At 65.5% G+C, this 17,092-nt stretch carries 18 protein-coding genes; 10 read left to right on the top strand and 8 right to left on the bottom strand.

Annotated elements, in window-relative coordinates; genetic code table 11:
- Positions 1-41: 41 nt before the first annotated feature.
- Complete coding sequence (locus I6F21_RS28820) at positions 42-590, bottom strand: cupin domain-containing protein (protein WP_018646206.1); 549 nt, start codon at positions 588-590, stop codon at positions 42-44.
- Between the two features lie 161 nt (positions 591-751).
- Between I6F21_RS28820 and I6F21_RS28815 the strand changes: the two genes are divergently transcribed.
- Positions 752-2,080 (top strand): aspartate aminotransferase family protein, encoded by a 1,329-nt coding sequence (locus I6F21_RS28815; RefSeq protein ID WP_036011812.1) that lies wholly within the window; start codon positions 752-754, stop codon positions 2,078-2,080.
- A 66-nt stretch (positions 2,081-2,146) separates the two neighbouring features.
- Positions 2,147-3,412 carry a D-amino acid dehydrogenase gene (locus I6F21_RS28810; RefSeq protein ID WP_036011809.1) on the top strand — a complete coding sequence of 422 codons (1,266 nt, stop codon included), beginning with the start codon at positions 2,147-2,149 and terminating at the stop codon, positions 3,410-3,412.
- Between the two features lie 149 nt (positions 3,413-3,561).
- Here I6F21_RS28810 and I6F21_RS28805 read toward each other — a convergent pair whose 3' ends face one another.
- Positions 3,562-4,218, bottom strand: a complete 657-nt coding sequence (locus I6F21_RS28805; protein ID WP_225140448.1) for an XRE family transcriptional regulator — start codon at positions 4,216-4,218, stop codon at positions 3,562-3,564.
- A gap of 178 nt (positions 4,219-4,396) precedes the next feature.
- On the opposite strand from I6F21_RS28805, the gene I6F21_RS28800 reads away from it, so the two are divergent.
- The 4 genes from I6F21_RS28800 to I6F21_RS28785 are packed head-to-tail and all read left to right on the top strand — an operon-like array spanning position 4,397 to position 7,860.
- Positions 4,397-5,155, top strand: a complete 759-nt coding sequence (locus I6F21_RS28800; RefSeq protein ID WP_036011803.1) for an ABC transporter substrate-binding protein — start codon at positions 4,397-4,399, stop codon at positions 5,153-5,155.
- Positions 5,156-5,183: 28 nt separating this feature from the next.
- On the top strand, positions 5,184-5,837 hold the full coding sequence (locus I6F21_RS28795; RefSeq protein ID WP_024341720.1) for an amino acid ABC transporter permease: 654 nt from the start codon (positions 5,184-5,186) through the stop codon (positions 5,835-5,837).
- The gene (locus I6F21_RS28790) at positions 5,834-6,565 is read left to right on the top strand and encodes an amino acid ABC transporter ATP-binding protein (protein ID WP_225140447.1); all 732 of its coding nucleotides are present in this window, start codon (positions 5,834-5,836) and stop codon (positions 6,563-6,565) included. The genes I6F21_RS28795 and I6F21_RS28790 overlap by 4 nt, the downstream gene beginning before the upstream one ends.
- A gap of 11 nt (positions 6,566-6,576) precedes the next feature.
- Entirely contained in the window at positions 6,577-7,860 is a 1,284-nt protein-coding gene (locus I6F21_RS28785; RefSeq protein ID WP_225140446.1) for an FAD-binding oxidoreductase, read from the top strand.
- A gap of 52 nt (positions 7,861-7,912) precedes the next feature.
- Here I6F21_RS28785 and I6F21_RS28780 read toward each other — a convergent pair whose 3' ends face one another.
- Positions 7,913-8,131 carry a hypothetical protein gene (locus I6F21_RS28780; protein WP_081494583.1) on the bottom strand — a complete coding sequence of 73 codons (219 nt, stop codon included), beginning with the start codon at positions 8,129-8,131 and terminating at the stop codon, positions 7,913-7,915.
- A 149-nt stretch (positions 8,132-8,280) separates the two neighbouring features.
- Positions 8,281-9,870: a gamma-glutamyltransferase gene (locus tag I6F21_RS28775; protein WP_225140445.1), complete on the bottom strand. Its 1,590-nt coding sequence runs from the start codon at positions 9,868-9,870 to the stop codon at positions 8,281-8,283.
- Between the two features lie 122 nt (positions 9,871-9,992).
- Between I6F21_RS28775 and I6F21_RS28770 the strand changes: the two genes are divergently transcribed.
- Positions 9,993-10,766 (top strand): enoyl-CoA hydratase-related protein, encoded by a 774-nt coding sequence (locus I6F21_RS28770; RefSeq protein WP_109145186.1) that lies wholly within the window; start codon positions 9,993-9,995, stop codon positions 10,764-10,766.
- A 140-nt stretch (positions 10,767-10,906) separates the two neighbouring features.
- Here I6F21_RS28770 and I6F21_RS28765 read toward each other — a convergent pair whose 3' ends face one another.
- Together I6F21_RS28765 and I6F21_RS28760 are read right to left on the bottom strand one after the other, a co-directional pair.
- Entirely contained in the window at positions 10,907-11,083 is a 177-nt protein-coding gene (locus I6F21_RS28765; RefSeq protein WP_172788150.1) for a hypothetical protein, read from the bottom strand.
- 9 nt (positions 11,084-11,092) lie between these two features.
- Positions 11,093-11,326: a hypothetical protein gene (locus tag I6F21_RS28760; protein WP_036011788.1), complete on the bottom strand. Its 234-nt coding sequence runs from the start codon at positions 11,324-11,326 to the stop codon at positions 11,093-11,095.
- 198 nt (positions 11,327-11,524) lie between these two features.
- Between I6F21_RS28760 and I6F21_RS28755 the strand changes: the two genes are divergently transcribed.
- The 3 genes from I6F21_RS28755 (at position 11,525) to I6F21_RS28745 (ending at position 15,664) form a co-directional block, all read left to right on the top strand.
- Positions 11,525-13,612 (top strand): PQQ-dependent sugar dehydrogenase, encoded by a 2,088-nt coding sequence (locus I6F21_RS28755; RefSeq protein ID WP_225140444.1) that lies wholly within the window; start codon positions 11,525-11,527, stop codon positions 13,610-13,612.
- Positions 13,569-14,507: an SMP-30/gluconolactonase/LRE family protein gene (locus I6F21_RS28750; protein ID WP_036035942.1), complete on the top strand. Its 939-nt coding sequence runs from the start codon at positions 13,569-13,571 to the stop codon at positions 14,505-14,507. The genes I6F21_RS28755 and I6F21_RS28750 overlap by 44 nt, the downstream gene beginning before the upstream one ends.
- A 131-nt stretch (positions 14,508-14,638) precedes the next feature.
- Positions 14,639-15,664 carry a histone deacetylase family protein gene (locus I6F21_RS28745; RefSeq protein ID WP_036011774.1) on the top strand — a complete coding sequence of 342 codons (1,026 nt, stop codon included), beginning with the start codon at positions 14,639-14,641 and terminating at the stop codon, positions 15,662-15,664.
- Positions 15,665-15,898: 234 nt separating this feature from the next.
- On the opposite strand, the gene I6F21_RS28740 is transcribed toward I6F21_RS28745, so the two are convergent.
- Together I6F21_RS28740 and I6F21_RS28735 are read right to left on the bottom strand one after the other, a co-directional pair.
- Complete coding sequence (locus tag I6F21_RS28740) at positions 15,899-16,630, bottom strand: 4'-phosphopantetheinyl transferase superfamily protein (protein WP_225183862.1); 732 nt, start codon at positions 16,628-16,630, stop codon at positions 15,899-15,901.
- A 221-nt stretch (positions 16,631-16,851) separates the two neighbouring features.
- Positions 16,852-17,022 carry a hypothetical protein gene (locus I6F21_RS28735; RefSeq protein ID WP_167361674.1) on the bottom strand — a complete coding sequence of 57 codons (171 nt, stop codon included), beginning with the start codon at positions 17,020-17,022 and terminating at the stop codon, positions 16,852-16,854.
- Between the last annotated feature and the right edge of the window lie 70 nt (positions 17,023-17,092).

Here is a 17,092-nt window from a genome sequence, read left to right as displayed (position 1 = left end):
ATCCGCTAGATCCTCGCCTCCGTACGATTGCGGAGGGACCGTCAGAACGTCGGCGGCGTGCAGGCCGAGATCACCTCGCACGGTTTGCCGCCGACGCAGCGGAAGCGATGCGGGCGGCGGCTCTCGAAATAATAGGCATCGCCGGGATTGAGGATGCGGCGCTCGTCCTCGACGGTGACCTCGAGCTTGCCCGAAATCACGATGCCGCCTTCCTCGCCGTCATGGACGAGATGCACGCGCCCGGTGTCGCTGCCGGGCTCGTAGCGCTCCTTCAGGATCTGCAGGCTGCGGCCGAACAGATTGTCGCCGACCTGCCGGTATGAGATCGGCTTCTTGCCGACTTCGGTGAGCTCCTCGGCGCGGTAGAAGATCTTGCGCCTGGACTCCGGCTCCAGCGCGAAGAATTCCGCGAGCCCCATCGGGATGCCGTCGAGGATGCGCTTGAGCGCGCCGACCGAAGGGTTCATCTGGTTGGATTCGATCAGCGAGATCGTCGAATTGGTGACGCCGGCGCGCTTGGCCAGCTCGCGCTGCGACAGCTTGTGGCGCGCCCGGATGAATCGCAGCCGTCCACCGATGTCGACGCTCATGTTCTGGTCCTTGCCCTGGGTCCCGTGTTGCAGGTGTTGCGGATCGCGCAAATATGGACCGGCAGCCCCAGTTAAATCAATGGCTTGCAGGTCACCAGAAAAGGACTTGTTGCGCCATCCAAGCCATGGCTCAGCTATGGGGTCAGCACAGGAGCGCGGCCGTGACCCTTCATCAGATTCCGAACACCATCAAGACCGATTCGTACTGGATGCCGTTCACGGCCAATCGGCAGTTCAAGAAGTCGCCGCGCCTGTTCTCCTCGGCCGAGGGCATGTACTACACCAGCGTCGATGGCCGCCAGGTGATCGACGGCTCCGCCGGGCTCTGGTGCGTCAATGCCGGCCACGGCCGCAAGCAGATCGCCGCCGCCGTCGAGCGCCAGCTGATGACGCTGGACTTCGCGCCGTCGTTCCAGATGGGCCATCCGCTGGCATTCGACTTCGCCGAGCGTCTCGCCGAGATCGCCCCAAAGGGCCTCGACCGCGTCTTCTTCACCAATTCCGGCTCCGAGTCGGTCGACACCGCGCTGAAGATCGCGCTGGCCTATCACCGCGCCAACGGCCAGGCCAGCCGCACCCGACTGATTGGTCGCGAGCGCGGCTATCACGGCGTCGGCTTCGGCGGCACCTCGGTCGGCGGCATGGTCGCCAACCGCCGCGCCTTCACCACCCTGCTGCCAGGCGTCGACCACATCCGCCACACCCATGATCTCACCCGCAACGCCTTCGCCAAGGACCTGCCCGAGCACGGCGCCGAGCTCGCCGACGATCTCGAGCGTCTGGTCGCCCTGCACGGCGCGGAAACGATCGCCGCCGTCATCGTCGAGCCGGTGCCGGGCTCGACCGCGGTGTTGCCGCCGCCGAAGGGATATCTGCAGCGCCTGCGCGAGATCTGCGACAAGCACGGCATCCTCCTGATCTTCGACGAGGTCATCACCGGCTTTGGCCGCCTCGGCACGCCGTTCGCCGCCAACTTCTTTGGCGTCACGCCGGACCTGATGACCACGGCCAAGGGCATCACCAACGGCACCGTGCCCTGCGGCGCCGTGTTCGCCAGCCGCAAGGTGCACGACGGCATGATGACCGGCCCGGAGAACCAGATCGAGCTGTTCCACGGCTACACCTATTCGGCGCATCCGGTCGCCTGCGCCGCGGGCATCGCGACCCTTGACATCTACAAGGACGAAGGCCTGCTCACGCGTGGTAGCTCGCTCGCCGAATACTGGCGCGATGCGCTGCATTCGCTCAAAGGTCTGCCGAACGTCGTCGACATCCGCAATTGCGGCCTGATGGGCGCGGTCGAACTCGCGCCGCGTGGCGGCGTGGTCGGCGCGCGCGGCTACGACATGCTGGTCGAATGCTTCAACAACGGCCTCTATCTGCGCACCGGTGGCGATTCCGTCGCGATGTCGCCCCCGCTCATCGTCGAGAAGAGCCACATCGACCAGATGATGTCGATCCTCGGCGACGCCATCAAGAAGGTGGCCTGATAATTGCTCTCGCCGCTAGCGAGTTGTGTCCTTGCAGCGGCGAGCGCCGCGGGAGTTTGACGAAGCGTGAAAGTTCTGATCCTCGGCAGCGGTGTCATCGGTGTCACCTCTGCCTACTACCTCGCGCGTGCCGGCCATGAGGTGACGGTCGTCGACCGCCAGCCGGAGCCGGCACTGGAGACCTCCTTCGCCAATGCCGGCGAGGTGTCGCCCGGCTATTCCTCGCCCTGGGCCGGCCCCGGCGTGCCGGTCAAGGCGATCAAGTGGCTGTTGATGAAGCACGGCCCGCTGGTGATCCGGCCGAAGCTCGATCCGGTCATGTGGGTCTGGCTGCTCAAGATGCTGCGCAACTGCACCAGCGCGCGCTACGCAGTTAACAAGAGCCGGATGATCCCGATCGCGGAATACAGCCGCGATGCCTTGCGTGATCTGCGCCGCGACATCGGCATTCAGTATGACGAGCGCTCGCAGGGCACGCTGCAGCTGTTTCGCTACCAGGCCCAGCTCGACGGCACGGCCGAAGACATCGCCGTGCTCAAGCAATACGGCGTTCCCTTCGAAGTGCTGAACCGCGAGGGCTGCATTGCGGTCGAGCCGGCACTTGCCGGCGTGAAGGAGAAGTTCGTCGGCGGGCTCCGCCTGCCGCAGGACGAGACCGGTGACTGCCACATGTTCACGCAGGCGCTGGCGAGGCACGCCCAGGCGCTCGGCGTGCGCTTCCTGTTCAACACCTCGATCGACCGTATCGTCACCGATGGCGCGCGCGTCAGCGGTGTCGCCACCAGCGCCGGCCTGCTGCAGGCGGACGCTTACGTGCTCGCGCTCGGCAGCTGGTCGTCGCGGCTCCTGGCGCCGCTCGGTATTTCGCTGCCGGTCTATCCGGTGAAGGGCTATTCGATCACGGTGCCGATCAAGGACGCCTCCGGCGCGCCGGAATCCACCGTGATGGACGAGAGCTACAAGGTCGCGATCACCCGCCTCGGCAATCGCATCCGCGTCGGCGGCACCGCCGAAATCTCCGGCTATTCGGACAAGCTCTACGACGCACGCCGCGCCACGCTCGATCATTCGCTGACCGACCTGTTCCCGCGCGGCGGCGACCTGTCCAAGGCGACGTTCTGGAGCGGCCTGCGCCCGATGACGCCGGACGGCCCGCCCGTGATCGGCCGGACCCACTACGCCAACCTCCACCTCAACACCGGCCACGGCACGCTCGGCTGGACCATGTCGTGCGGCTCGGGCCGCGTGCTCGCTGACATGCTGTCGGGCAAGAAGCCGGACATCGACGTCAGTGCGTTGTCGGTGGAGCGGTACAAGCACCGGTTTGGCTAAGGCTCTATCCCTCGTCATTGCGAGGAGCCCTTGCGACGAAGCAATCCAGGCTGTCTCCGCGGTGAGACTATGGATTGCTTTGCTGCACTCGCAATGACGGCGTGGAGACGCCGCGGATTTCTTCCACCCGCCGCGTGCGTTGAAAGCAGCTACCCCGCCCCCGTCACGCAATTCACCCACAGCACCACGGCCTTCGCATCCTGCGCCGGATTGGAAAACCGGTGCGGCCTGCGGCTCGCGAAGCGAAAACTGTCGCCCGTCTTCAGCGACCACGTCTTACTGTCCACCGTCAGCATCATCTCGCCTTCGAGCACGAGCCCGGCCTCTTCGCCGTCGTGGGTGTAGAGCTCATCGCCGGTGGAGCCGCCGGGCTCAAGATGCACCAGGAACAGATTGAGCTTGTTGTCGCTGCTCGCCGGGCTCAGCAATTGCTTGGACACGCCCGTGCGCCACAGCTTCAATTCGGGCCGCTGCACTCCGCGCGTCACCACCTGATCCGATGCGCCGTCGGCGCTCGGGCTCGCGCCGAACAGCGCGGCGATGCCGACGCCGAGCACGTCGGCGAGCGTCGCCAGCACCCGCAGCGACGGCGACGACAGCCCGCGCTCGATCTGGCTGAGGAAGCCGATCGACAGCTCCGTGCGCGCGGCGACCGTCTCCAGCGAGAACTGCCTGACTCGCCTGAGATCCCGGATGCGGCGGCCGACCGCGACGTCCATCGCCGGCTCGGCCGGCTTGGCAGCGGCTTTGGCTTTCACCTTGGCCGGCCTGTTCCTGGCCGGCTTTGCGGCGGCCGGTTTGCGCATTCTTTTGCCACCGCTCACGTCAAACCGCTTTCTTCATGTGCATGAAAACCGCTTGCATCACCCGCGAAAGTGTGACCAAATTTTCATATTGGTGAAAATAGGCCGAAACGGGCCGGCCCGCAACGTTTGATCGCGACATGCGCGCGCCGCCGCCGACCAGGCCCAAAAGGGGGATGCGATGAAGCGTTTTGTTCAGGCCGCAGTTGCGGCGCTCGCCATTGCCACAGCGGTGCCGGCAGCGGCGCAACAGGCTCTGAAGGTCGGCTCGACTCCGACGGGCATTCCCTTCACCTTCCTCGACACCAAGACCAACACCATCCAGGGCATCATGGTCGATCTCATCACCGAGGTCGGCAAGGATGCCGGCTTCAACGTGCAGATCGAGCCGATGGCGTTCTCGGCGCTGATCCCCTCGCTGACTTCGAGCAAGATCGACATCATTGCGGCAGCGATGTTCATCACGCCGCCGCGCAAGGAGGTCATCGACTTCTCCGACCCGATCTACAGCTACGGCGAGGGCCTCGTGGTGCCGAAGACCGACACCAAGGCTTACGCCACGCAGGAGGACCTGAAGGGCGAGACTGTCGGCGCCCAGGTCGGCACGGCCTTCGTCGACGCGCTGAAGAAGACCGGCCTGTTCTCCGACGTGAAGGCCTACGACACCATCCCGGACATCCTGCGTGACGTGAACACCGGCCGACTCAAGGCCGGCTACGCCGACTATCCGATCCTCGCCTACAATCTGAAGCAGGGCGGCTTCCCCGAGGTGCGCCTGGTCGACGGCTACAAGCCGGTCACGGTCGGCTCGGTCGGCATCGGCGTGCGCAAGGGCGAGAGCGCACTGCTCGGCAAGATCAACGCTTCGCTGGCGAAGCTGAAAGCCAACGGCACCATCGACAAGATCCTCGATAAATGGGGCCTGAAAGCACAAGGTTGATCGATAGAAGCTGATCGAAGGCTGCCCGATGAAAGGCTTCTGGCGCGACGCCGTCGAGTTCTTCCCGATCCTGCTGAACGGCGTCGCGCTGACGATCATCGTCACGATCGGCTCGCTGTTGCTGTCGACGGTGCTCGGCCTGGTCTGGGCGATGATGCGGGTCTCCGGCATCAAAGCGCTGTCGATGCTCAGCGCCAGCCTGATCAACGTGATCCGCGGCATCCCGATCATCGTGCTGTTGTTCTACCTCTACTTCGTGATGCCCGATCTCGGCGTTACGCTCAGCGCGTTGCAGGCCGCGATCCTCGGGCTCGGCATCGCCTATTCGGCCTACCAGGCCGAAAACTTCCGCGCCGGCATCGAGGCGATCGACAAGGGGCAGATCGAGGCGGCGCAGTCGATCGGCATGGGCTGGTGGCTCACCATGCGCCGCGTGGTGCTGCCGCAGGCCGTGCGCATCGTGCTGCCGCCCTACGGCAACGTCATGATCATGATGCTGAAGGATTCCTCGCAAGCCTCGACCATCACGGTCGCCGAGCTCGCGCTGCAGGGCAAGCTGATCGCGTCCTCGACGTTCAAGAACACCAGCGTGTTCACGCTGGTCGCCCTGATGTACCTCACCATGAGCATTCCGCTGATCCTCTTGGTCCGTCACTTCGAGAAGCGGGCCGGCAAGCGATGATCGAGCTGAGCGACGTCTACAAGAGCTTTGGCAAGGTCGAGGTGCTCAAGGGCATCACGGCGAGCGTCGAGAAGGGTGAGGTGGTCTGCATCATCGGCCCCTCCGGCTCCGGCAAGTCGACCATCCTGCGCTGTATCAACGGCCTCGAAAGCTACGACCGCGGCGAGATCAGCGTCGAGGGCTTGAGGGTCGATCGCGACGCGCCCTCGATCGTGAACATCCGCACCCAGGTCTCGATGGTGTTCCAGCGCTTCAACCTGTTCCCGCATCGGACAGCGCTGGAGAACGTGATCGAGGGGCCGCTCTTCGTGAAGAAGGAGCCGCGCGCCCAGGTACTCGAGCGCGGCCGCGCGCTGCTCGCTCAGGTCGGGCTTGCGGAAAAGGCCGATGCGCATCCGCCGCAGCTCTCCGGCGGGCAGCAGCAGCGCGTCGCCATCGCGCGGGCGCTCGCCATGCAGCCCAAGGCGATCCTGTTCGACGAGCCGACCTCGGCGCTCGACCCCGAGCTGGTCGGCGACGTTCTCGGCGTCATGCGCAAGCTCGCCGACGACGGCATGACCATGGTCGTCGTCACCCACGAGATGGGCTTTGCGCGCGACGTCGCCGATCGTGTTCTGTTCATCGATGGCGGCGTCATCGTCGAGCAGGGGCCGGCGAAATCGGTGCTCAATCAACCGCAGCACGCGCGGACGCAGGACTTCCTGCGCCGCGTGCTGCATCCGCTCTGACCGGTTTCGACATGACGCGCCTGCCTCTGCCGCCCTCGCTCTATGCCGATACCGCCGTGGCGCCGGTTGCCACGCCGCCGCTCGATGTCGACGAGAGCGTCTCGGTCGCGATCGTTGGCGGCGGCTACACCGGCCTTTCCACCGCGCTGCATCTGGCCGAACAGGGCGTCGAGGCGCTGGTGCTGGAGGCGCAGGAGCCGGGCTGGGGCGCGTCGGGTAACAATGGCGGCCACACCAATCCCGGCCTGAAGCACGACCCTGACAAGATCGAGGCCGATTTCGGCACCGAGCTCGGCCGCCGCATGATCGCGTTCGCCTACGGCACGACCAACTTCACACACGATCTGATCCGCCGCTACCAGATCCCGTGCGAAGCGCGGCAGAACGGCACCTTGCGCGCGGCTTACAACGAGAGCAGCGCCGCTGCGATCGAGAAGACCGCGCAGCAATGCATCCGCCGCGGCATGCCGGTGAATTATCTGAACCGCGAGCAGTTGCGCGAGATGACGGGCACCGACCGCTACATCGGCGCGATGTTGGATGCACGCGGCGGCGATCTGCATCCCCTGAGCTACGCCCGTGGTCTTGCCCGCGCTGCGATCTCTGCGGGCGCGAAGGTTCATGGCGAGACGCCGGCATTGTCCCTGCGCCGCGACGGCACGCGCTGGCGCATCGAGACGCCGCGCGCAGTGGTTCATGCGGATAAAGTCCTGCTCGCCACCAACGGCTTCACCGACGATCTCTGGCCGGCGCTCCGCCGCACCATCGTGCCGGTGTTTTCCTCGATCGCCGCCACCGCGCCGCTGTCCGACGCGGTCGCCCGTTCGATCATGCCGACGCGCCCCGTCCTCTACGAGAGCGGCCACATCACGGTCTACTATCGCATCGATCAGCAGAACCGTCTGTTGATGGGAGGCCGCGGCCCGATGCGCTGGATCAAGTCGCCGCATGACGTCGCCTATCTCATGCGTTATGCGGAGCGACTCTGGCCGCAGCTCAAGGGCGTCGTCTGGACCCACGGCTGGAACAGCCGGCTCGCCATCACCGGGGATCATTACCCCCACGTGCACGAGCCCGCCGAGAGCGTTTTGATCTCGCTCGGCTGCAATGGCCGCGGTGTCGCGCTTTCGACCGCGATGGGCGCGCAGCTCGCCCGCCGCCTGATCGGCGGCACCAAGGCCGAGATCGACATGCCCATCACGGGCATCAAGCCGATCCCGATGCACGCGTTCTGGCCGGTCGGCGTGACCACCGCCGTGATCGCGGGCCGGGTGCGGGACCGGCTCGGCATATGAAGAAGGCGCCGCTCGGTGAGGAGCGACGCCTTGCTCGAATCTTAGATCGGCTTTAGCAGCGACCCTGCTTCCAAAGTCCGGGCGGGCACGCGTGACCGCGCCAGCCGACCTTGCGACCGTGGTACCAGCCGAACGACTTGCCATGGTGATGATGGCCCATCTTGTGGCCATGACCATGTCCATGTCCGTGCCCACCCTTCGCCAGTGCGGGGCTCGTAAATGTGAAGCCGGCCGCAATGATCAGCGAGGCGGCGAGCGCAAGTTTCTTCATGATGTCCTCCGGTGGGGGGCGAGCGCATTTGTCCGTTCAGTGAACGAACGGTGGGAGAGTAAGTTCCCTGCGAATGTGGAGGAGTCGTGACGCTCGCCTGGATACGTAATTGCGCTGGCGCTCAACGCGCGCTGGCATGTCGAGCGAAGTCAAGCCTCCGCCACCGCATCGGCCCAGGGTTGGAAAATCTCGACCGCGCCGGAATTGAGCTCGCCCTCGCGCATCACGACGCTCGGACAGGCGAATTTCTGCGGCAGCGCCTGCACCCGGCTCTCTTCATAGTCGAAGCGCGCGGCCAGGGCATTGCGCACCTCCGCCGGCAGCCGCGCATCGCCGATCACCACCGCGCCTTCGCTGGCGTCGATGCGCGGCTGGTGAATGGCGGCGTCGAGGTCCATGCCGTAATCCATCGCGAAGGATACGAGCTGCATCACCGACGGCAGGATGCGGCGTCCGCCGGAGGCGCCGATTGCGAGGCGCTTGCCATCCTTCGTCTCGGCGATGACGGGCGTGTAATTGCAGAGGCAGCGCTTGCCCGGTGCGAGCGAGTTCGTGGTACCAGGCGTCGGATCGAACCACATGATGCCGTTGTTCATGGTGATGCCGGTGTGCGGTGTCACGTATCGCGAACCGAACGACGAGAGCAGCGTCTGCGTCACCGCCGCGATGTTGCCGTGACGATCGACCACCGAGAAATGCGTGGTGCAGGCCGGCGCGAGATATTCGGCGCCGAGCGAGCGCTTGCCGTCGGCATCGCCCATATCCTTGAGACGCTCGCGGAAGGCGGCCTGCAGGGCGCGCGCATATTCGACATAGGCGCCGGCATCCGGCGCGTCTGCCGGCGTCAAGCTCTGCTGCAACAGCCGTAGCGCATGCGCCATCGTCGGCCCTGCGGTGAGCTCCGGGGTCGCGAACACCTTGCCTTCGCGATAGGGAATCGCCAGCGGCGCGCGCACATGGGCGCGGAATGCAGCGAGATCTTCCACCGACAGCGAGCCGCCGTCGGCCTTGATGTCGGAAGCAATGCTCCTGGCGAGATCGCCCTGATAGAAATCGCGCGCGCCCGCGTCCGCAAGATGTGACAGCGTCGCCTTCAGGGCATCCTGCGGCAGCCGCGTCTCAGCCTTGATGCCCCACGGCGCGGTCGGCGGCAGGCCGTCCTTCAGATACGCGGCCGCGCTCGCGTGGTAGCGTCTGAGATCGGCGGCCGAGCCCGCGATCGTCACCGTCGTCCACCAATCGACCAGCAGGCCTTCGCCGGCGAGCCGAGCTGCCGGCGTGACCAGATCCTTCCACGGCAATTTGGCGTAGCGGCGGTGCGCCTCTTCCATTCCGGCGACGACGCCGGGGACGGCAATCGCGCCGGGACCATGGATGTTGCGATCGTCCTTCACCCGCGGCCAAGGAAACAGGTCGGAGACGGCGCCGTCGCCGCTGAGCGGATAGTCGGCAGTGCGCAGGCTCTGCGGCGCGCACATGCCGTAGTCGATCACCTCACAGCGATTTTCCTTGGCGCGGTAGAGCACCATCGCGCCGCCGCCGCCGATGCCGCTGTTCCAGGGTTCCAGGACGTTGAGGGCAAACGTGGTCGCCACGATCGCGTCGACGCAATCGCCGCCCGCGGCCAGCACCTGCGCCCCGGCTTCGGCCGCCCGCCGCGATTGCGAGGCGACGATGCCGCCCTTGGAGGTGACGGCGGGCTTGCGGACGGTCTGGTTGAGGCTGAACTGGTGAGGCATGGTGTCGTCTTGATCTCTGGATTCAGTTGCGTCGTGCACTGAGGTTGAAAGCTCTGCGATTGGCGAAGCGCGCGGACAATGGCACATTGCCGCCAACGAGAACATCGAAAGGGAGGCGCGGCATGGCTGGTGTGAAACAGGCGCGGGATGGCGCGGTCGGGATCCTGACGCTCGACGAGCCGGCCAGCCTCAACGCGATGACGCCAGACCTGCTCGGCGCACTTGCCCTAGCCGTCGGCGAAATGACGGGGGACGAGGCCATCCGCGCGCTGGTGCTCACGGGCGCCGGGCGGGGATTTTGCTCAGGACAGAATTTGAAAGCCTCAGAGGCGCTCGGCGAGGACATCGCGGCCGGCGTGATGCGCTTCTACTGGCCGGCCTTCAAGGCCTTGCGCGAATGCCGAGTGCCTGTCGTCGTTGCCGTCAATGGCGTCGCGGCCGGCGGCGGCTTCAGTCTCGCAATGGCCGGCGACATCATCGTCGCGGCGCGGTCGGCGAGCTTCATCCAGGTGTTCAGCCGCATCGCGCTGGTGCCCGATCTCGGCTCGACCTGGCTCTTGCCGCGGCTGATCGGCCGGCAGCGCGCGCTCGAGCTGATGCTGCTCAATGAGCCGCTGACGGCGGAACGCGCCCAGGAGATCGGCCTGGTCCGGCAGGTCGTCGACGACGCCAAGTTGATGGATGAGGCGTTAGGTTTGGCGCGCCGCCTCGCCGAAGGACCGACGCGCGCTTTGGTCGCAACCCGCGCTCTGGTCGAGGAGAGCGAGCATGCGACCTATGAAGCGCAGTTCCGCCGCGAGATCGAGCTTCAGGCCACGATCCGCAAGAGCGCGGACGCCATGGAAGGCCGCAATGCGTTCGTGGAGAAGCGCAAGGCGAAGTTTACCGGGAGGTGAGGTGGGCATGCTTCTCATCCAACCGTCATGCCCGGGCTGTCCCGGGCATCCACGTCTTCCTATCCGAGCCCCCAAAACGTGGAATGGCCGGGTCAAGCCCGGCCATGACGACGATTAGTGCGATTTCTACGGCCGCGCGCTCAGCGCATGCGATCCAGCCGGCTGGCCTGGTACTTGGCGCGCCATTTCGGGCCGGGTCCGCGCATGTAGTGCAGCTCGGGGCGGTAGGGATTGGCTGCGACGCGGATCAGCGTCTGCCATCTGGTGGCGACGAAGCTGAGGGGCTGGCGCAGCAGGCTCAATGAAGCGAGCAACATGGCATCACCTCAATGCGGCTTGCCGAGCATGGCGGTGAAGGGGAGGTCGAACAGATCCTCGCCGTCGGAGCCGCTGACGTGGATCACCCAGTCGCGCCAGTCCTCGGCGCCGGGGGTCTGGATCATCGAGTTCATGATCTGAGCGGCGCGGTCGCGCGCCTCGGTCAGATTGGCGACTGCGGCGCCGTAGCGGTCGATCAGCGTGCCCTCGGTGTTGGAGCAGTGAAAATAGACCTGGACCATAGGCGCCTCCTGTAGAAAGCGATCGGGACGGCAAACCGATACCACCCCAAGCATTCGCGAAACATTCGGGTCGAGCCCGGTAAGGAAATCTACGGATATTGGTCGGACCCAAGGTCGTTACAGGTTTAATCACAGGCGGGTGATGACTGGACGGCACCGCGGCGGCATGGAACAACGCCCGCGGGAAGGCGGCTCACGGTGAACCAGTTCACATTCGATCGCGAACGGCCAAATTTGCGCTTGCCTGCAGCGGTCGTTCTTGCAGCGGGCTTCGCCGCCGCGCTGCTCGGCTTCGCCCCGGCTTCGTCCGAGCCGGTCAGAAAGAGCGGCTACGCGATCGGCACGGAAGCCTGCGGCAGCGGCGATCTCGCCTTTCCCAGGATCCAGATCGACATGAAGGCGGGATATTGCGCCGGCCTCGTCGCCAGCGAGGGGGACCGCCTCAAATTTCCGCGCTCGATCGTCCAGGTGCCCGGCCGCGACCTTTTGGTGGTCGCCGATATGGGCGGCTGGGGCCACACCGACGGGCGGCTGCTGCTGCTCGATCCGCGTGCCCCGCAGGGGCAACGCTTCAAGGAGCTGCTGACGGGGATAGAATATCCGTTCGCTCTCGTCATCGGCCCGGACAAAAAGCTTTATGCCTCGACGGCGCAGACGATCTTCCGGTTCGACCCGCTCGCGGACAATCCACGCAGCACGGTCGAGACCATCATCCGTCACATGCCCGGCCGCCGGATCACGCTGCCGGATGGCACGAGGACCGATGAGAGCGCGCACCCGTTCAAGCAGTTCGTGTTCGACCGGAACGGCCGGCTGTTCGTCAATGTCGGCTCGCACAGCGACGATTGCATCACGCCTGCGCCGATCACAAAACCCTGTGCGGCGGCCGAGGGCGTGTCCGCGCTGGCATCGATCTGGCTGTTCACGCCGCCCGCAGGCGGCGTCTTCCCGGCATTGAAACCTGGCGATCCCGACCCGCCGCACATTGTCTATGCGCGCGGCCTGCGCAACTCGATGGCGCTGGTGCTGCACCCGAAGTTTCCGGACGCTGGCTACGCCTTCCTGCAAGGCGAGAACGCCCGCGACCTGCCCGACATCTTCAAGCCGAACGAGGAGATCAACGCGATCGAGCAGGGCAGGCACTACGGCTGGCCCTATTGCTACGATTTGTCGACGCCGAGCCCCGAATTCAGGCTCGTGCTGCAATCGGGCGCGTACAAGTCGTTCTGCTCGGCCAATGCGCTTTACAAGGCGCCGCTCTCGCTGCTGCCGCCGCACGGCGCGCCGCTCGCGATGCTGTATTACCACGGCGCCAAATTCCCGGAGCTGGAGGGCAAGCTGCTGGTCGGTCTGCACGGCTATCGGCCGACCGGGAGCCGGCTGCTGGTCTATGCCGTCGACGATCACGGTTTTCCAAAGCCCAGCGCGGCACCGGTGCGCTATCACGTCAGTTGCGCGGCCGAGCCGACCCGCAGTTTCCGGACCGATGCCGGCGAGGTCGCCGCCGCGCCGTTCGAAGAGCTGATCGCCGGCTGGCACCGCGTCAACGGTGCGCGGCCGCAAGGTGCGCCGGTCGGCATGACGGTGACGGAGGACGGCGCGATCTGGCTGGTCGAGGACAAGAACAAGACTGTGATCCGGATCGATCGCGCGGCCGGCGAGCGACCTCAGCCGCTCCCCTGCGATACGCGCAGCCAGGCGATGATCGACCAGCTCGCAGCCTTCGTCGCCAGAGACGCGCAGAACAGCGTTCGCCTCACCACCTTGCGCAAGGGCCTCGTCGAGAAACATTGCGTCGGCTGCCATTCGGATTTCGGCCTGAACGCGGGGCAATCGGATGCGGAGAAGGACAGGGCAGTCCTGCACTTCATGCTGGCGCAGGACGGCTGGATCTACCCTGGCGATCCCGACGCCGGCAGGCTGCGGACGCGCCTGCGCGGCCTAGGCGCCGAGAAGCTGATGCCGCCGGGCGGCGAGAGCCTGCCCAAGACCGAGCCCGGTTACACGCGCCTGCTCGATACCGCGGACCTGTTCGTCGCCAAAATGGTGCCGGGCACGCGGATGCGGATCAAGCTAGGCCCGCCGCAGCGGAAGTTTTTCAGCAAGGCCAACAAGGAATGCGGCGAAATACCGGCTGGAAACGTCGTCGTCGTGACACAAAGGAGCGCTGTAGACAGACCCGGCTTTAGCCGATTCTTCCGGCCAGCCGATCCCTATCTGAACGGCGAGTGCACCGACGGCGATGGCTATTACATCCGGCAGGAACTTCTGGTGCCTGTGCAGTAGCATCCTGCTGGTCACGACGCTGCCGGCCGCTGCCGAAACAAAACTGTTCGAAAGCGCACAGGTGACGCCCGCCAGCGAATACACCTTCGGCATCGAAGGGCCGGCCGCCGATCTCGACGGCAATCTGTTCGTCGTCAATCTCGGCAAGCCCGGCACCATCGGCAAATTGCCCGCTGGTGGCGCCGCCTCGGAGCTGTTCACGACGCTCCCCGAAGGCAGCGTCGGCAACGCGATCCGTTTCGATCGCAGCGGCACCATGTTCATCGCCGACTACAAGAAGCACAACATCTTCGCCATCCCCAAGGGTGCGACCAAGCCCGCGGTGTGGTTTCACTCCGGCGAGATGAGCCAGCCCAACGACATCACGATCGCGCCGGACGGCACGATCTATGCGAGCGATCCGAACTGGAAGGGGCGCGAAGGCCACATCTGGCGCATCGCCAGGGGAGCGGACGGTACGGTGCGGGGGCAGGTGATGTCGACGCCGCGCGCCATGGGCACCACCAACGGCATCGACCTCAGCCCTGACGGCAAGACGCTCTATGTCGGCGAATCCAGCAGCGGCCAGATCTGGTCCTATGCGATCAGCGGCAACGAGCTGACGGCTGCAAAACTCGTCAAGGCGTTTCAGCCCGACACCATCGACGGCCTGCGCACCGACGTTGCCGGCCGCCTCTACGTCGCGCGCATTCTCAAGGGCACGATTGCGCTGATGAAGCCGACCGGCGCGGTCGAGCGCGAGATCCCGCTGAAGGCCAAGGAGCCGACCAACATTGCCTTCGGCGGCAGCGACGGCAAGACCGTCTTCGTCACCCAGCGCCAGGGTGGCTTCATCGAGTCCTTCCGCACCGACCAGCAGGGCCGCGAGCACTGCCTCCAGCGCGGCCGCTGCTGAGCTTCGCAAGCGCTCTGCTTTCCGCGCAGGGCAGCGCGACGATGGGCGGCATTCTTATTGCTTGCATCCGGCGGCCGTGGCGATCAAGACTCTGCGGCACGTCCAGTAGCATGCGACCACGGGGTGTTTGAGTGAAAGCCGTCCATACCGAACTGCACCGCAGTCACGATCCGCAATTCTTCCTGGTGCGCGGTGTCGTCAAGCGCACCACCGAGCAGCCCGAGCGCGCCGATCGCCTGCTCAGGGGATTGAAGGACGGCAGGCATCAACTGGTCGAACCAACCAAGTTCGGGCCCGGTCCGCGCGCACGCGTTCACAGTCCGGAATACCTGTCGTTCCTCAGCGAAGCCTGGGACGCCTGGACGGCGCTCGGCGATTCCGGCCCGGAGATGATCGGCAATGTCCATCCCGTGCGCCATGCCGCGACCTATCCGACCCACATCGTCGGTAAGCTCGGCTGGCACACCGCCGACACCGCAGCGCCGATCGGTCCGGGCACGTGGGCCGCGGCCTGCGCCGCCACCGACGTTGCGGTCACTGCTGCGCAGATGGTGATGGACGGCGAGGACGCGGTCTACGCGCTCTGCCGCCCGCCCGGCCATCACGCCTATCGCGATATGGCCGGCGGCTTCTGCTTCCTCAACAACAGCGCGATCGCGGCGGCGCATCTGCGGCAGAAGCACGAGCGCGTCGTGATCCTGGACGTCGATGTCCATCACGGCAACGGCACGCAAGGCATCTTTTATGCCCGGCCCGACGTCTACACGATCTCGATCCATGCCGACCCCGTTGCGTATTATCCGTACGTATGGGGCTATGCGCATGAGCGCGGCGAAGGACCCGGCCTCGGCACCAACCTCAACATTCCGCTTCCCATCGGCACCGGCGATGACGGCTATCTCCAGGCGCTGGACATCGCGCGCAAGGCGATCGAATCCTTTGCACCCGGCGCCCTCGTCATCGCACTCGGCCTCGATGCCTCCGAGCACGATCCGCTCAAGGGATTGGCCGTCACCACACCCGGCTTCCGCCGCATCGGCCAGGCCATCGCGAAGCTGGGCCTGCCGACCGTGCTCGTGCAGGAAGGCGGCTATCTCTCGGACATTCTCGGCGCCAACCTGACCTCTGTGCTGGCGGGATTCGAAGAAGCGCGGTGATGCTTACCTCTCCCCGCTTGCGGGGAGAGGTCGGAATTTGCGCAGCAAATTCCGGGTGGGGGGGTACAGGTCGCGCGGCGGTCCCCTGTGCGGAGAGAGGTCCCTCACCCCGACCACTCAACGCGAGCGAAGCTCGTCGCGTCCCCGTAACAACGGGGCGAGGGAGAAGAAGCCGCGTCGCTCGCGACTCAAAACATCCCACTCGGCGCACGCGCCTTGCAGACACGAGCCGCCTCACTCAGCCGCTTCGCGGAGGGGCCAGGCATGGCGGCTGATGGGAAGGCCGCCGTCCGCGCGGGAGCCGTCGGCGATCGCGAGGCGATGCGCGGGCGATGGCGAGCACAGCGAGAAGCGCCAGGCGTCCGGATCGTCGACGATGTCGGGCTTGAAGCTGATCTCGATGGCCTCGCGTGACACCTGCATGGCGAAGGCGTCGAGCGGCAGATTGAGCCCAAAGCCCCTGGCCTTCAGATAGGCCTCCTTGAGCGTCCAATAATCGAAAAAGCGCTCGATCGCCGCGGCCTCCGGCAGTCCGCGCAAGGCTTCGACCTCTTCCGGCGCAAAGAAGCGAAGCGCGGTGGACAGCGGCGCGACGCGCCGCGACACGGTTTCGACGTCGACCCCGACGGCCTCATGCCGCGACACCACGCAGGCGACGCAGCCGTCGGCATGCGACAGGCTGAAATGCAGCGCGGTCGAGGTGGCTGGTGCTGCGACGAACGGCCGGCCATAGCGGCCCGCGCCAAACGACCAGTCGGTGGGCGCGACGTTGGAAGCGACCTGTGACAGCGCCAGGCGCAACATCGCATGCGCGAAGATGTATTGCCGCCGATGCCGCTCGAACACGAAGCGATCGGCCCGGGCCCGCTCGTCGACCGAGAGCAGGCGTCGGCACGCCTCCGCCGCGCCCGGCACGTCAATGGTCTCGATCAGTCCGACAAAGAGTTCGATTCTGTCGTCTGCCATCAATTGGGCCCATGGCGTCGGGCGAGGCCAAATCCCTCGGTGCCGACGGAAGAAACAACTGCGCAAGAATCAGCCGAGAGGACCGTACCTAGCGGTCCACCCGGGCGAATTCTTGTCGATTTGCAGGCCGGTTTACAGGCGCAAGCTTGTGCGAGCCCCCAAACTCGACACGCAAGCGGCCGCTCTGCGAAGATTCGTACGGCCGTCCCCGACCGACGAGTTTACTTCTTCTTGGACTTCTTCTTCTTGGACCCGCGCAGAGCCTTAAGGCTGGCGTCGACATCCTTCAGTGCGAGCTGGAGTTTTTGCTTCTCGAAATTGAGCAGGTCTTGCAGCGCCTTGCGGTCCTCCGCGCTGAGCGAGGTCTTCTTGGTAAATTTGATGAAACCCATAACACTCCCCCGGTTGAAAATGATCATCCCAAATCAAAATCCGAGAATAATCTTGCGCGACGACGCCAAA

It is taken from the genome of Bradyrhizobium sp. NBAIM03 (genome assembly GCF_020194055.1).
GTDB classification, from domain to species: domain Bacteria; phylum Pseudomonadota; class Alphaproteobacteria; order Rhizobiales; family Xanthobacteraceae; genus Bradyrhizobium; species Bradyrhizobium yuanmingense.
Note: the sequence above shows the minus strand (reverse complement) of the source record. Positions and strands in the feature narration are given on the sequence as shown.